The sequence below is a fragment of the Micromonospora sp. NPDC007220 genome (genome assembly GCF_040634035.1).
Lineage (GTDB): Bacteria > Actinomycetota > Actinomycetes > Mycobacteriales > Micromonosporaceae > Micromonospora > Micromonospora reichwaldensis.
The window spans coordinates 413,162-426,383 of record NZ_JBEYEU010000003.1 but is presented as its reverse complement, the minus strand read 5'-3'; the positions used below and the strand labels follow the sequence as shown (position 1 = coordinate 426,383).

General features: G+C 73.6%; 13 protein-coding genes and 3 tRNA genes. 13 read left to right on the top strand and 3 right to left on the bottom strand.

Annotated elements, in window-relative coordinates; genetic code table 11:
• Positions 1-381: 381 nt before the first annotated feature.
• The 7 genes from ABZ573_RS10345 (at position 382) to arfB (ending at position 5,902) form a co-directional block, all read left to right on the top strand.
• The gene (locus ABZ573_RS10345; protein WP_151455711.1) at positions 382-909 is read left to right on the top strand and encodes a hypothetical protein; all 528 of its coding nucleotides are present in this window, start codon (positions 382-384) and stop codon (positions 907-909) included.
• A 215-nt stretch (positions 910-1,124) separates the two neighbouring features.
• Positions 1,125-2,174: a MoxR family ATPase gene (locus ABZ573_RS10340; RefSeq protein WP_358117280.1), complete on the top strand. Its 1,050-nt coding sequence runs from the start codon at positions 1,125-1,127 to the stop codon at positions 2,172-2,174.
• Entirely contained in the window at positions 2,171-3,190 is a 1,020-nt protein-coding gene (locus ABZ573_RS10335) for a DUF58 domain-containing protein (protein WP_151457532.1), read from the top strand. Before ABZ573_RS10340 ends, ABZ573_RS10335 begins: the two co-directional genes overlap by 4 nt.
• On the top strand, positions 3,187-4,146 hold the full coding sequence (locus ABZ573_RS10330; RefSeq protein WP_151457531.1) for a VWA domain-containing protein: 960 nt from the start codon (positions 3,187-3,189) through the stop codon (positions 4,144-4,146). Before ABZ573_RS10335 ends, ABZ573_RS10330 begins: the two co-directional genes overlap by 4 nt.
• A 44-nt stretch (positions 4,147-4,190) precedes the next feature.
• On the top strand, positions 4,191-5,054 hold the full coding sequence (locus ABZ573_RS10325; RefSeq protein ID WP_151457530.1) for a trypsin-like peptidase domain-containing protein: 864 nt from the start codon (positions 4,191-4,193) through the stop codon (positions 5,052-5,054).
• A gap of 110 nt (positions 5,055-5,164) precedes the next feature.
• The gene (locus ABZ573_RS10320) at positions 5,165-5,467 is read left to right on the top strand and encodes a hypothetical protein (RefSeq protein ID WP_151457529.1); all 303 of its coding nucleotides are present in this window, start codon (positions 5,165-5,167) and stop codon (positions 5,465-5,467) included.
• A 9-nt stretch (positions 5,468-5,476) separates the two neighbouring features.
• Positions 5,477-5,902 carry an alternative ribosome rescue aminoacyl-tRNA hydrolase ArfB gene (arfB, locus tag ABZ573_RS10315; protein ID WP_132232586.1) on the top strand — a complete coding sequence of 142 codons (426 nt, stop codon included), beginning with the start codon at positions 5,477-5,479 and terminating at the stop codon, positions 5,900-5,902.
• Positions 5,903-6,001: 99 nt separating this feature from the next.
• Here arfB and ABZ573_RS10310 read toward each other — a convergent pair whose 3' ends face one another.
• The gene (locus tag ABZ573_RS10310; protein ID WP_358117275.1) at positions 6,002-6,898 is read right to left on the bottom strand and encodes a 3-methyladenine DNA glycosylase; all 897 of its coding nucleotides are present in this window, start codon (positions 6,896-6,898) and stop codon (positions 6,002-6,004) included.
• Between the two features lie 34 nt (positions 6,899-6,932).
• Positions 6,933-8,222 (bottom strand): hypothetical protein, encoded by a 1,290-nt coding sequence (locus ABZ573_RS10305; RefSeq protein ID WP_151457600.1) that lies wholly within the window; start codon positions 8,220-8,222, stop codon positions 6,933-6,935.
• Between the two features lie 173 nt (positions 8,223-8,395).
• Between ABZ573_RS10305 and ABZ573_RS10300 the strand changes: the two genes are divergently transcribed.
• From ABZ573_RS10300 to ABZ573_RS10285, 4 genes are all read left to right on the top strand, one after another.
• Entirely contained in the window at positions 8,396-9,199 is an 804-nt protein-coding gene (locus ABZ573_RS10300; protein WP_151457599.1) for a fumarylacetoacetate hydrolase family protein, read from the top strand.
• A gap of 107 nt (positions 9,200-9,306) precedes the next feature.
• Positions 9,307-9,378, top strand: a tRNA-Gln gene (locus tag ABZ573_RS10295).
• Positions 9,379-9,514: 136 nt separating this feature from the next.
• Positions 9,515-9,587 (top strand) — tRNA-Glu (locus ABZ573_RS10290).
• Between the two features lie 394 nt (positions 9,588-9,981).
• Positions 9,982-10,054: transfer RNA gene (locus ABZ573_RS10285), tRNA-Glu, on the top strand.
• A 236-nt stretch (positions 10,055-10,290) separates the two neighbouring features.
• On the opposite strand, the gene ABZ573_RS10280 is transcribed toward ABZ573_RS10285, so the two are convergent.
• Positions 10,291-10,977 (bottom strand): IclR family transcriptional regulator, encoded by a 687-nt coding sequence (locus ABZ573_RS10280; protein WP_013284529.1) that lies wholly within the window; start codon positions 10,975-10,977, stop codon positions 10,291-10,293.
• Between the two features lie 49 nt (positions 10,978-11,026).
• On the opposite strand from ABZ573_RS10280, the gene leuC reads away from it, so the two are divergent.
• Positions 11,027-12,475, top strand: coding sequence for a 3-isopropylmalate dehydratase large subunit (gene leuC, locus ABZ573_RS10275; protein ID WP_327030749.1), 1,449 nt, complete (start codon positions 11,027-11,029; stop codon positions 12,473-12,475).
• 12 nt (positions 12,476-12,487) lie between these two features.
• On the top strand, positions 12,488-13,075 hold the full coding sequence (gene leuD / locus ABZ573_RS10270) for a 3-isopropylmalate dehydratase small subunit (protein WP_151457654.1): 588 nt from the start codon (positions 12,488-12,490) through the stop codon (positions 13,073-13,075).
• Positions 13,076-13,222: the final 147 nt, after the last annotated feature.

Here is a 13,222-nt window from a genome sequence, read left to right as displayed (position 1 = left end):
CCCGAGCGCCCGGCCGGCGGTCCCGAACGCGCCCACGCGGCGGCCCCGAAGCATCTCGCGTGACACTTTCGTGAATGGTCCAGCGTTCGCTTCTCACAATTATGCGATCACGATTCGAGTAATTGACGGGGCGTGATCGACTATTGACCCACGGCATTTCGTGGTGCTACCTTCCAGTGGGTTGAGACGTCGAAACTCTGAGTAGTAATACCTGCTCAGAGCCGGTGAAAATCGTTGAAGCGGCAACATCTAGGTGCGGCCTGACGGTGTGGGCTCCAGGCGGTTGTCGCTATTTTCCCGGCCCGAAAAAATGGAAGTCAACCGTCCCGCTTTCAAGTGGGGTCGGTCGAATCCGCACGGTCAACAAAAGGGAGACCTGTCATGACCACACTCTTCCGACGCAAGGCGGTGGCGGTGGCGTTCGCCGCGCTGGCGCTCACCCTGGCCGGAGGCGGGATCGCCGTCGCCCAGCCGGCGGCGCAGGCGCCCGCCGAGGTCGCCCAGCCGGCCGCCCGCCAGCCCGGTTCCGGCAGCCAGCCGGCGGTGACCCCCGCCGAGGCGCGCAAGGCCAGGGCCGCGCTGGCGCAGGGCCCCTCCGCGCTGGCGAGCGCGCCGGGCACTGTCGCCTCCGCCGTCGTCGCCAGCAACGGCACCCTGCTCCGCGGGTCGCCCGAGGTGGTCTCCGCCACCCGGTACGGCCCCGGCGAGTACCACGTGGTGTTCAACTACAACGTCTCGCTGAAGACGTTCGTGGCCACCATCGGCACCACCGACCCGTACAACGTGCCCCCGGGCGGCGAGATCTCCGTCGCGCCGCGGCTCCAGACGCCGAACGCGGTCTTCGTCCAAACCCGCAGCTCGTCGGGGAACGGGGCCGACCGGCCGTTCCACCTCGTCATCGCCAACTGAGCACCCGCTGACGACGCCGGCCCCCTCACCTGGGTGCGGGGGCCGGCGCCGCCGCGCCGCCGCCGCCCGCCGCGCGGGGCTCAGGGGGTGTGGGCGACGCGGGCTCGGGGTGTGGGGGCCGGGTCGGGAGGGTTGTCCCGGTTCGGGCCGCTAAGGGCCGTCCCCGCGCCGATAATCCGACGTTTGTCCGACCACCGGCACGGGAAGCAAGCACCGTGACGGACATCTCGGACACCCTGGCCAGCGTGCCCAGCCCGGCCGATCCCGATGCGACCCCGGCCGACCTGGAACAGACGCTCTTCGAGGTCAAACGCGTGATCGTCGGGCAGGATCGGCTCGTCGAGCGCCTGCTCACCGCCCTCATCGCAGACGGGCACTGCCTCCTGGAGGGCGTGCCCGGGGTGGCCAAGACGCTCGCCGCGCAGACCCTGGCCACCGTGGTCGGCGGCACCTTCTCCCGGATCCAGTTCACCCCGGACCTGGTCCCCTCCGACATCGTCGGCACCAGGATCTACCGCGTGTCGCGCGAGGACTTCGACATCGAGCTGGGCCCGATCATGGCGAACCTGGTGCTCGCCGACGAGATCAACCGGGCCCCGGCCAAGGTGCAGTCCGCCCTGCTGGAGGCGATGGCCGAGCGGCAGGTCTCCATCGGCGGGCACAGCTATCCCGTGCCCGAGCCGTTCCTGGTGCTGGCCACCCAGAACCCCATCGAGTCGGAGGGGGTCTACCAACTGCCGGAGGCGCAGCGCGACCGGTTCATGATGAAGGTCGTCGTCGACTACCCGAGCGACGCCGACGAACTCGCCATCCTCTACCGGATGAGCGCCGACCGGCCCGTCGCCCGGCGGGTGCTCGACCCGCAGCGACTGCGGGACCTCCAGGCCCGCGCCACCCACGTCTTCGTGCACCACGCGATCGCCGAGTACGTGGTCCGGCTGATCTTCGCCACCCGGGACCCCGGCCGGTTCGGCCTGCCCGAGATCGCCCCGCTGCTCGCGTACGGGGCCAGCCCCCGGGCCACCCTCGGCCTGGTCCGCGCCGCGCGGGCCCAGGCGCTCCTGCGCGGTCGCGGGTACGTGCTGCCCGAGGACGTCCGCGAACTCGCCGTCGACGTGCTCGCCCACCGGCTGGTGCTCTCCTTCGACGCGGTCGCCGACGGGGTGGCCGCCGAAGCGGTGGTCCGGCGGCTGGTGGAGGTCGTGCCGCCGCCGCGCGTCGCCACCGCCAAGCCGGAACACGCGGCCGACCTGGCGGCGGCATGAGGTGGCGCGGGGCCACCGCGCCGGCCCCCGGGCCGGCCGACCCGGGACTGGCCGACCTCACCGGGGACCGGCGGCTGCGCCGGCTGGAGCTGACCGTCACGCGCCGGCTCGACGGGCTGCTGCACGGCCGGTACCGCGGCCTGCTGCCCGGGCCCGGCAGCGAGACCGCCGGCAGCCGGGAGTACCGGCCCGGTGAGGACGAGGTGCGCCGGATGGACTGGGCGGTGACCGCCCGCACCACGGTCCCGCACGTGCGCGAGGTCGACGCCGACCGGGAACTGACCACCTGGCTGCTGGTCGACGCGAGCCCCAGCATGGAGTACGGCACCGCCGAGCTGGACAAGCGGGAGCTGGCCGTGGCGGCCGTCGCGGCGGTCGGCTTCCTCACCGGCGGCGTGGGCAACCGCCTCGGCGCGCAGGTGCTCGGCCCGGACGGGCTGCGCCGGTTCCCGCCCCGCAGCGGACGTACCCATCTGCTCGGGCTGCTCCGGGCCCTGCTGAACGCCCCGCGCGTCGGCGGCCACGACCGCGACGAGCCGGCGCCGGCGGGCCCCGACATGGCCGACGGGCTGGCCGCCGTGCACCGGGTGGCGCTGCGCCGCGGCCTCGTCGTGGTGGTCTCGGACTTCCTCGACGGACTGCCCGACGACCCGCGGCAGGCGCCGTCCTGGGAGGTGCCCCTGCGCCGCCTCGCCGCGCGGCACCAGGTGCTCGCCGTGCAGGTCACCGACCCCCGGGAGCTGGAGTTGCCCGACGTCGGCCTGGTCACCCTCGTCGACCCGGAGACCGGGCGGCGGCGCGAGGTCTGGACCGGCGACCGCGCGCTGCGCGAGCGCTACGCCGCCGCCGCGACCGCCCAGCGCGAGCAGGTACGCCAGGCGCTGCGCCGCAGCGGGGCCACGCACCTGCCGCTGCGCACCGACCGGGACTGGGGCGCCGACATCGTGCGGCACGTGCACGCCCAGCGGCGCCTCGCGGCCGCCCCGGCGCGGGCGGCCCGGGGAGGTGCGGCGTGATCTGGCAGTCGCCCGCCCGGCTCTGGCTCCTGCTCGGGGTGCTCGCCCTGGCCGGCGGCTACCTGCTCATGCAGCGCCGACGCAGCCGGTACGCCGTCCGCTTCACCAACCTGCGGCTGCTCGACCGGGTCGCGCCGCACCGTCCGGCCTGGCGGCGGCACGTGCCGGCCGGGCTCTTCGTGGCCATGCTGGCGCTGCTGGTGGTCGGCTTCGCCCGGCCCACGGCGGAGGTCCGGGTGCCCCGCGAACGGGCCACGGTGATGGTCGCCGTGGACGTCTCCACCTCGATGCTCGCCGGCGACGTGGAACCGGACCGGCTCAGCGCCGCCAAGGAGTCCGCCCGGCGCTTCGTCGACGGCCTGCCGGACGAGTTCAACGTCGGGCTGGTCGCCTTCGCCGGCAGCGCGGCGGTGCTGGTGCCGCCGAGCACCGACCGGGAGGCGCTGCACGAGGGCGTCGAGCGGCTGGTCGAGGGGGCCACCGGGGTGCAGGGCACCGCCATCGGAGAGGCCATCAGCACCTCGCTCGGCGCGGTGAAGGGCTTCGACAGCCAGGCGGCGAAGGACCCGCCGCCGGCCCGGATCATCCTGCTCTCCGACGGGGCGAACACGTCCGGCATCGACCCGATGGAGGCGGCGTCCGAGGCGATCGACATGAAGGTGCCGGTGCACACCATCTCCTTCGGCACCCCGGGCGGCACGGTGGACCGGGGTGGCCGGCCGATCCAGGTGCCCGTCGACGGGCAGACCCTGCGCGCGGTCGCCGAGGAGACGGGTGGCGTGTTCCACGAGGCCAGCACCAGCGACGAGCTGCGCGCCGTCTACGAGGACATCGGGACCTCGGTCGGCTACCGCATCGAACGGCAGGACGTCTCGGCCCGGTTCATCGGGCTCGGGCTGGTGTTCGCCATGGGCGCGGCGGCCGGCTCGATGCGCTGGTTCGCCCGGCTGCCCTGACCCCGTACGGCCACCGTCGAGAAGGACACGTGAGGAGCGTACGCATGGCAGTGCAGACCGGGCTGGGCGAACCGCGCGGCCCCTGGTTCATCTCGCCGGAGCTGGATCCGGACGGGCGGGCCCGGTGGGGCGGGCCCGGACCGGACGGTGGCTCGGCGGGCCGCGGCCCGCGCGGGCGGGTGCTGGCCGCGCTGGCGGTGGTGGCCCTGTCGACCGCCTCCGGGGCGGTGGCCGGCGGCATCGTGGCCGGCCGCGACGAGGCCCCGGGCCCGGCGGCGGCCTCGGCGGCCCCGGTCCCGGCGGAACTGGTGACCGCGGCCGGGAAGACCGTGCCGGGGGTGGTCTCGGTGCTGGTGGGCGGGGCCGGCGGCGCCTCGGCCTCCGGCTCCGGCTTCGCCGTCGACGACCAGCAGCACATCATCACCAACGACCACATCCTGGCCAAGGGGCGCGGCGGCTCGGTGACGGTGGAACTGCCCGACGGGCGGCGGTTCGCCGCCGAGGTCGTCGGGCGGGAGCCGCGCAGCGACCTCGCCGTGCTGCGAGTGCCGCCGTCGGCCGGCCTGGCGGCGTTGCCGCTGGCCAAGCCGGGATCCACCCGGGTGGGGGAGCCGGTGCTGGCGGTCGGCTCGCCGCTCGGGCTGTCCGGCACCGTCACCGCCGGCATCGTCAGCGCCCTGGACCGGCAGGTACGCCTCGGCGACAACCGGCACACCGCCGTGCAGACCGACGCCTCGATCAACCCGGGCAACTCGGGCGGCCCACTCGTCAATGCGCGCGGCGAGGTGGTCGGGGTGAACACGGCCATCGCCACGATCGACGGCAACGGCTCGATCGGCATCGGCTTCGCCATTCCCATCGAACAGGTGCAGCAGACCGCCGACACGATCATCGGGAAGGGTGGCTGAGCTGCGGGCCTGCCGTCGGGGGCGGCCCGGGAATGTGAAAACTGTCGGATACCCGGCGCGAAATGATCGGCCAATGGAAATATCACGCTGAGTATGGATAACTGGCTCGGGTGGAGCGTCCTGGAATCGTGGTCCTCCTGCTGGTGGGCCTGTTGATCGGTACCGGTGTGGGGTCGGCGTACGCCCGGGCACGACGCGGGTGGGCCGACTACCAGACCGTCAAGAAGACCGTGCCCGGCGCCCGGAGCGCCGCGTGGCTGCTGATCAAGGCGGCCACCACGAAGATCGGGGTGATCGCCCTGCTGCTGGTGGGGGCGGTCGCGTACGCCGCCGCCGACTCCGACGGGAGTCCCGACCCACCCGCGCAGACTCCGGGCCCGTCCGCGACCCCGAGCGTCCGGCAGGGGCGCTAGCCTCGGGGGGTGGACGACGGACTGCGGGTGAACGACCGGTGGACCGTTCCCGCCGCCGAGCTGCGGGAACGGTTCTCCCGGTCGTCCGGGCCCGGCGGCCAGGGTGTCAACACCACCGACTCGCGCGTCGAGCTGAGCTACGACCTGGCCGCCTCGCCCGGCGTGCCCGAGCCGCTGCGGGCGCGGGCGCTGGAGCGGCTCGCCGGCCGGCTGGTCGACGGCGTGCTCACCGTGGCCGCCAGCGAGCACCGGGCGCAGCTGGCCAACCGGGAGGCCGCCCGCGAACGGCTGGCCGCGCTGCTGCGCGAGGCCGCCGCCCCGCCGCCCCCGCCCCGCCGGCCCACCCGCCCGTCGCGGGGCGCGAAGGAGCGCCGGCTGGCCGACAAGAAGCGCCGGTCACAGCGCAAGCGCGACCGCCGCGTCGACGGCGACTGACCCGAGACTCCCCACGGGGCCCGGTGTTCCTCACCGTCATCGACGGGGTCCCCGGCGGCCAGCTCCACGGCTCAGCGGGCAGACCGCTGGCTCAGGGGGTCACGCCCCCACCCGTGTCGATGGCGCCGCCTGTTCGAGCAGCGCCGCGCAGACACCGATGAGCCGGGCGCGTAGCTGGCCGGCACGCTGTGCGAACTCGCGTTGACGCGCCGCGTACTCGGCCTTGCCCTCCGGCGTCTCGATGGCCACCGCGGGCTGCCCGTAGGAGGAGAAGTCGTACGGGGACGCCTGCATGTCGAGTAGCCGGATGTCCCTCGCCAGCTCGAAGCAGTCGAGCGCCAGGTCCCCCGGAACCGCGGGCCCCAACTTGGTCGCCCACTTGTGGCAGTCCATCGATGCGTGCAGGCAGCCCGGCTGGTCGAGTTCCACCTGGCTCTCCCTCGTGGGTCGGAGCCGGTTGAGGCCGACCGCGTCCGGGGTGAAGAAACGGTACGCGTCGAAGTGCGTGCAGCGGATCTGGTGCGAGTCGACGACCGCGTCGGTGCCCTCCTGCCCGAGTCGCAGGGGGAGCGGGTGCCGATGCTCACGCTGGCGGTACACCATCGCCCACTCGTGCAGGCCGAAGCAGCCGGTGAAGGCCGGTCGCGACGCGATCGCGGACAACAGGCGGTGGATGAAGCGCACCGACTCGGCCCGGTCGACGAGGAACGCCGCGACGTCGAAGCTCACCGCCCCGTCCGCCGCCGTCGCGTACCAACGCCACTGCCGGTGCGGGGCGGAGCCGTCCGGGCCCGGCGCCAGGGAGACGCCCACGCCCGGGTGCCACCGGCGGAGCACCGAGGGCCGGGTGCCGTAGTAGTCGTACAGGAAGTCGTCGATCGCGTGGCGTTCCCCCGTGGCCCTGCGGGCGCGGTGGCCTGCGGTCAGGGCGTCCGCACGCCTCTCGTGCGCCTCCAGGAGGGCAACCCAGGTCGGCGGGGCGAGGGCGGCGGTCACGAAGCCAAGGGTACGACCGCCGCCCGGCGCCCGGTCAGGGCACGTCCACCCGGACCCCGGCGGAGAACACCCCGCTGCGCAGCTCAAGCTGCTCCGGCGGCGCCTTCCCGGCGACGGTGAAGACCAGCGGCAGCACCGTCCGGCTGCCGGCCGCCATCGGCTGGGCGAAGACGTCCCGGCCCTGGTTGGCGGCCCGGGTCGCCTGCTCGTCGGTGCTGACGAAGTTGCCGTCGGGCAGGTACGCCCGTTGCAGCCGGCCGTGCCAGCTCTGCTGCTCCGGGGTGAGGTTGCGTACCCCGACCGTCGCCTCGCACTGCCGGGCCGTGGCGCCGGGCTCGCACGCGACGCGGTACACGGTGAACTCGAACGCCGACTCGCGCAGCGGCTCGCCGACGGCGCCGTTGACCCCCTGGCCCAGCCACGCGCCGCTGGTCGGCTGGCTGTCGGTGTCGACGGCCGCGACCTGCCGGGTGGCCGTCCAGGCGGCGGTGCCCACCGTGCCGGCGAGCACGACGGCGGCCACCGGGACGATCAGCCAGACGGACGGCTTGCGGCGGAGCTGTTCCGGTCGTGGCGCGGCCGGGCGTGGGTAGACCGTCCCCGGATGCTGGCCGGAGAGGGCCGCGGCGACCGGTCGGCGGCGCCGGCGCCAGGTCCACACCCCGCCCACCGCGAGCACCGTCACCGTGCCGAGCCCGGCCAGCAGCACCGGCGTCCGGCGCCACGGCGGCGTCTCGGAACGCTGGGGCGCGGCGGCCGGCACGCCCGCGGTCCAGGTCGCGGTCGCGCAGTCGTACGGCCGGCTGCCGTCGCGGGCGTAGGCGCAGGCCGGCGCGGTCAGCGGCCGGGCGGGGGCGGCGGCGGTGAGCGCCGTGCCCAGGGTGGTGGTGCTGCGGGCGGGCAGCTTCAGCTGCCAGGTCACCTCGGTGGCCGACTGCCCGGTGCCCCGGGCGGCCCGGGTGGCCCGGCCCCCGGCGGTGATGGCGGTCGCCGAGGCCCCGGGCGGCAGTTCCTGCCGGACGGTGGTGTCCACCGGCGTGCCACCGCTGTTGCGGACCTGGATCCGGTAGCGCGGCGCCGGCGTGCTCTCCGGCACCACCGCGACCGTGACCGGCGGCTTCGCCACCGGCGGGGCGGCCCGGGTCGGGGTGGGCACCGCCGGCGGCGCCGACGGCATCGCCGGCTCCGGGGTCGGCGCGACCACCGGTGGTGGCGCGGCCGCCGCGGGTGGGGCCGCCGCCGGCAGTGCCGGCACGGCGGAGAGAATGCCGAGGCAGTGTACGAACACTGCGAGGGCCCTGTGGTGTCGTGTCGATGCAGGCATACGAACGAACCTCCGGAGCCGACGCTAGGGGCGCGACGACACCGGGCGGGTACGAAGTCGCGAACTCCGCCCCCGCGAGCGGACGGTGTCGTAGGGTGCGCCCTCCCGGCGTCCCGGGCGCGCCTGACTGCGGCCTCGGCCGGGTCGCGGGTCGCCGGGGCTAGATTGGCCTGGTGCGTATCGCTCGTTTTGCTCATGCCAAGGGAATGTCGTTCGGGGTCGTCGAGGGCGAAGCGGAGGCGGGCCCGCAGGGCCTGACCATCGCCGAGATCGAGGGCCACCCGTTCGGCCAGATCACCTTCAGCGGTGCCCGCTGGGCGCTGTCGGACGTCCGCCTGCTCTCGCCGATCCTGCCCAGCAAGGTCGTCTGCGTCGGCCGCAACTACGCCGAGCACGCCGCCGAGCACGGCAGCGAGGTGCCGAAGGAGCCGCTGCTCTTCCTCAAACCGTCCACCTCCGTGATCGGGCCCCGGGACGCGATCCGGCTGCCGATCTTCTCGAAGCAGGTCGAGCACGAGGCCGAACTGGCCGTGGTGATCGGCGCGCCGGGCGCCCGCCGGGCCGACCGGGCCGCCGCGGAGCGGGCCATCTTCGGCTACACCTGCGCCAACGACGTCACCGCCCGGGACCTCCAGCGCTCCGACGGGCAGTGGACCCGCGCCAAGGGCTTCGACTCGTTCTGCCCGATCGGGCCGTGGATCACCACCGGGCTCGACGTCCGCGACCTGGAGATCCGCTGTGAGGTGGGTCGCAATCCCGAGGAGATGGAGGTCCGCCAGCTCGGCCGGACCCGCGACATGGTCTTCGACGTGCCGGCCCTGGTGTCGTACGTCTCGCACGTGATGACGCTGCTCCCCGGCGACGTGGTGCTCACGGGCACGCCGGCCGGGGTTAGCCCGCTGCTGGACGGGGATACGGTCACCGTGCGGATCGAGGGGATCGGAGACCTCACCAACCCGGTGGTGCCCGTCGCCTGATCCGCGTCGAGGCCCCGTTTCCGCAGTTCAGGGGCGGTTTGGGGGACTCGATTTGGCCTGCTGGCACCGGGAGGGTAAAGTTTGATCCCGGCACCGCAAGGGGCCAATGGGGTATGGGGTAATTGGCAGCCCGACTGATTCTGGTTCAGTTAGTCTAGGTTCGAGTCCTGGTACCCCAGCGCAGCCGAGGTTCGCAAGAGCTTCGGGCGCTGGATCTCGTAGGAGACGACTCCGGTTCCCGTTCAGGGGATCGGGGTTCTCTCTGATAGAGTCCAGCGGCACCGCTCGAGCAGAGTGGTGCCGCAAGTTAGTTCTGGCCCCGTCGTCTAGCGGCCCAGGACGCCGCCCTCTCAAGGCGGTAGCGCCGGTTCGAATCCGGTCGGGGCTACATCTCAGAACGGCCCGTTCCACTCCGGTGGGGCGGGTCGTTTCGCATGTCCCACGCCGGCGCTGTTCGTTGCCGCGTGGTTGCCTGCCGCCGCGACACGGGTGGCAAACGCCGGCGGCTGCGACCCGCCGTGTGCGGCTCGGGCTCGCCCCTGCGGGCCGACCCGTCTCCGCCCCGCCGTGGTGCGGCTCGGGTCCGCCCCTGCTGGCGACCGGTTTCCGTTCCGGCCGGTCGTGGCCTCGGCCGAAGCGTGGTCTCCGGTCGTCCGATCCTGGTCGTCCGGGTGGTGGAGTGCCGGGACGACCGTCCGGTCGCCCCGATTTCCGTCCCGGTGGGGGCCGCCGCTAGACTACAGCGGCACCGCTCGCAAGGGCGGTGGAAGCAGTGAAGTCTTGGCCCCGTCGTCTAGCGGCCCAGGACGCCGCCCTCTCAAGGCGGTAGCGCCGGTTCGAATCCGGTCGGGGCTACATCTCGAACGGCCCGTTCCACTCCGGTGGAACGGGCCGTTCGGCATTCCACCCTCCCGCCCGGGCTGTCCCCGCGCGCGGTACCCCCGCCCCTGGCCACGCCGCTGCCGGTCGTGTCGACCAAGAAGTTTTCGCCCGGTCCGGGGTCGAACCCGGGCGGAAACTTCTTGGTCGACGTCGGGGCCGATGGGCGGCGGTGTGGGTGAGCCGGCGGGTGGGTGGGGTGGGTGGGGGCGTCAGAGGCCGGAGAGGCGTTGGCCGGCTCGGACCACGGCCATCGCGTGGCGTTCGCCGGGGCGGCGTCCGAGGCGCTCGATCGGGCCGGAGATGCTGATCGCGGCGATGACCCGACCGGTGCGGTCGCGGATCGGCGCCGAGACGCTCGCCACACCGGCCTCCCGCTCGGCGACGCTCTGTGCCCAGCCCCGGCGGCGTACCTCGGCCAGGGTGCGGCCGGTGAACTTCGACCGGGGCAGCAGCGGCATCACGGCCTCGGGCGGCTCCCAGGCGAGCAGGATCTGCGCCGCGGAGCCCGCCGTCATCGGCAGCACCGAGCCGACCGGCACGGTGTCCCGCAGGCCGCTGGCCCGCTCGGCGGCGGCCACGCAGATGCGCTCGTCGGCGCGGCGCAGGTAGAGCTGGGCGCTTTCGCCCGTCGCGTCCCGCAGCGCCGCCAGCAGCGGCTCCGCCGCCGTCAGGAGCACGTCCGGGGCGGCATTGGCGAGCTCACCCAGGCGCGGGCCGGGACGCCATCGACCCTGTGTGTCCCGGACGAGCATCCGGTGGATCTCCAGCGCCTGCGCCAGCCGGTGCGCGGTGGCCCGGGGCAGCTTGGTGCGTTCAACGAGTTCGGCCAGGCTGGCGCCGTCGACGCAGGCGGCCAGGATGACCACCGCCTTGTCGAGAACGCCGACACCGCTCATACTGTGTCCCACAAGCCGAAACTTACCTCCCAGAATTTAGGATGTCCAGATGGTGGGAGTCACTACTACCGAGCCGAGGACCCTGGCCGAGAAGGTCTGGGACGCGCACGTCGTACGGTCCGCCGAGGGCGAGCCCGATCTGCTCTTCATCGACCTGCACCTGCTGCACGAGGTGACGAGCCCGCAGGCCTTCGACGGGCTGCGCCTCGCCGGGCGCCGGGTGCGCCGCACCGACCTCACGCTCGCGACGGAGGACCACAACACCCCGACGGGGTACGCCGACCCGTCGTTCCGCCTGCGGCGCGGCGACCTGCTCACCATCGCCGACCCGACCTCGCGTACGCAGATCGAGACGCTGCGCCGCAACTGCGCCGAGTTCGGGGTGCGGCTGCACCCGCTGGGCGACGAGAACCAGGGCATCGTGCACGTCATCGGCCCGCAGCTCGGCGTCACCCAGCCCGGCATGACCATCGTCTGCGGGGACTCGCACACCGCCACCCACGGCGCGTTCGGCGCGCTCGCGTTCGGCATCGGCACGAGTGAGGTCGAACACGTGCTGGCCACCCAGACGCTGCCGCAGAGCCGGCCGAAGACGATGGCGGTGAACGTGACGGGGCAGCTCGGTCCCGGGGTCACCGCCAAGGACCTGGTGCTCGCGCTGATCGCCCAGGTGGGTACGGGCGGCGGCCGCGGGCACATCGTCGAGTACCGCGGCGAGGCGATCCGGTCGCTGTCCATGGAGGGGCGGATGACCATCGCCAACATGTCCATCGAGTGGGGCGCCAAGGCCGGCATGATCGCGCCGGACGAGACCACCTTCGCGTACCTGAAGGGGCGGCCGAACGCCCCGAAGGGCGCCGACTGGGACGCGGCGCTGGCCTGGTGGCGGACCCTGCCCACCGACGAGGGCGCCACCTTCGACGCCGAGGTGACCCTGGACGCCGGCGCGGTCACCCCGTTCGTGACCTGGGGCACCAACCCGGGCCAGGGTGCGCCGCTGGGTGCCGTGGTGCCGACCCCGGAGGAGTTCGTCACCGAGGCCGAGCGGACCGCCGCCCGGCGCGCGCTGGAGTACATGGACCTGCGCCCCGGCACCCCGCTGCGCGACCTCGCGGTCGACGTGGTCTTCGTCGGGTCCTGCACCAACGGCCGGCTGGAGGACCTCCGGGCCGCCGCCGACGTGTTGCGCGGGCAGCGGGTCGCCGACGGGGTGCGGATGCTGGTCGTGCCCGGTTCCGCCGCCGTGCGCGAGGCGGCCGAGTCGGAGGGGCTGGACAAGGTCTTCACCGACGCCGGCGCCGAGTGGCGCTTCGCCGGCTGCTCCATGTGCCTGGGGATGAACCCGGACACGCTCTCGCCGGGCCAGCGCTCCGCCTCCACCTCCAACCGCAACTTCGAGGGCCGCCAGGGCCGGGGCGGACGCACCCACCTGGTCTCCCCGCCGGTCGCCGCCGCCACCGCCGTGGCCGGCCGGCTGGCCGCTCCCGCCGACCTGTAGAAGGGCACCCAGATGGAGAGGTTCACCACCCACACGGGCACCGCCGTGCCGCTGCGGCGATCCAACGTGGACACCGATCAGATCATCCCCGCCGTGTACCTCAAGCGGGTGACCCGGACCGGTTTCGCGGACGGCTTGTTCAGCGCCTGGCGGGAGGACCCGGAATTCGTGCTCAACGATGAAACCTATTCGGGTGCGTCGATTCTTGTGGCCGGTCCGGAGTTCGGCACCGGCTCCTCCCGGGAGCACGCCGTCTGGGCGCTGCGCGACTGGGGGTTCCGTGCCGTGATCGCGCCCCGCTTCGGCGACATCTTCCGGGGCAACGCCCTCAAGGAGGGGCTGCTCCCGGTCGAGCTGGAATTGAAGGCGGTCGAGGAGATCTGGGACCTGGTGGAGGCCGACCCGACCACCCCCGTCACCGTGGACCTGACCGCCCGCGAGGTGCGTGTCGGCGAGGCCACCTGGTCGTTCCCGATGGACGACTTCAGCCGTTGGCGGCTGCTGGAGGGCTTGGACGACATTGGACTCACCCTCCGCCACGAGGCGGAGATCAGCGCCTTCGAGGCCGCCCGGCCGCCGTTCCTGCCCTCGGTCGCATAGCCGTACGCCCGATCCCACAGCGGTTTCCGCCCCCGCCGGTCTCACCGGTGGGGGCGAATCCGTTACGACACAAGGGCTTTTTTCGACCGAATGTTTGTGTCCCGGCAGCACAGGGCATACCGTGCGCGCAGAATGGCTCGCGTCGAG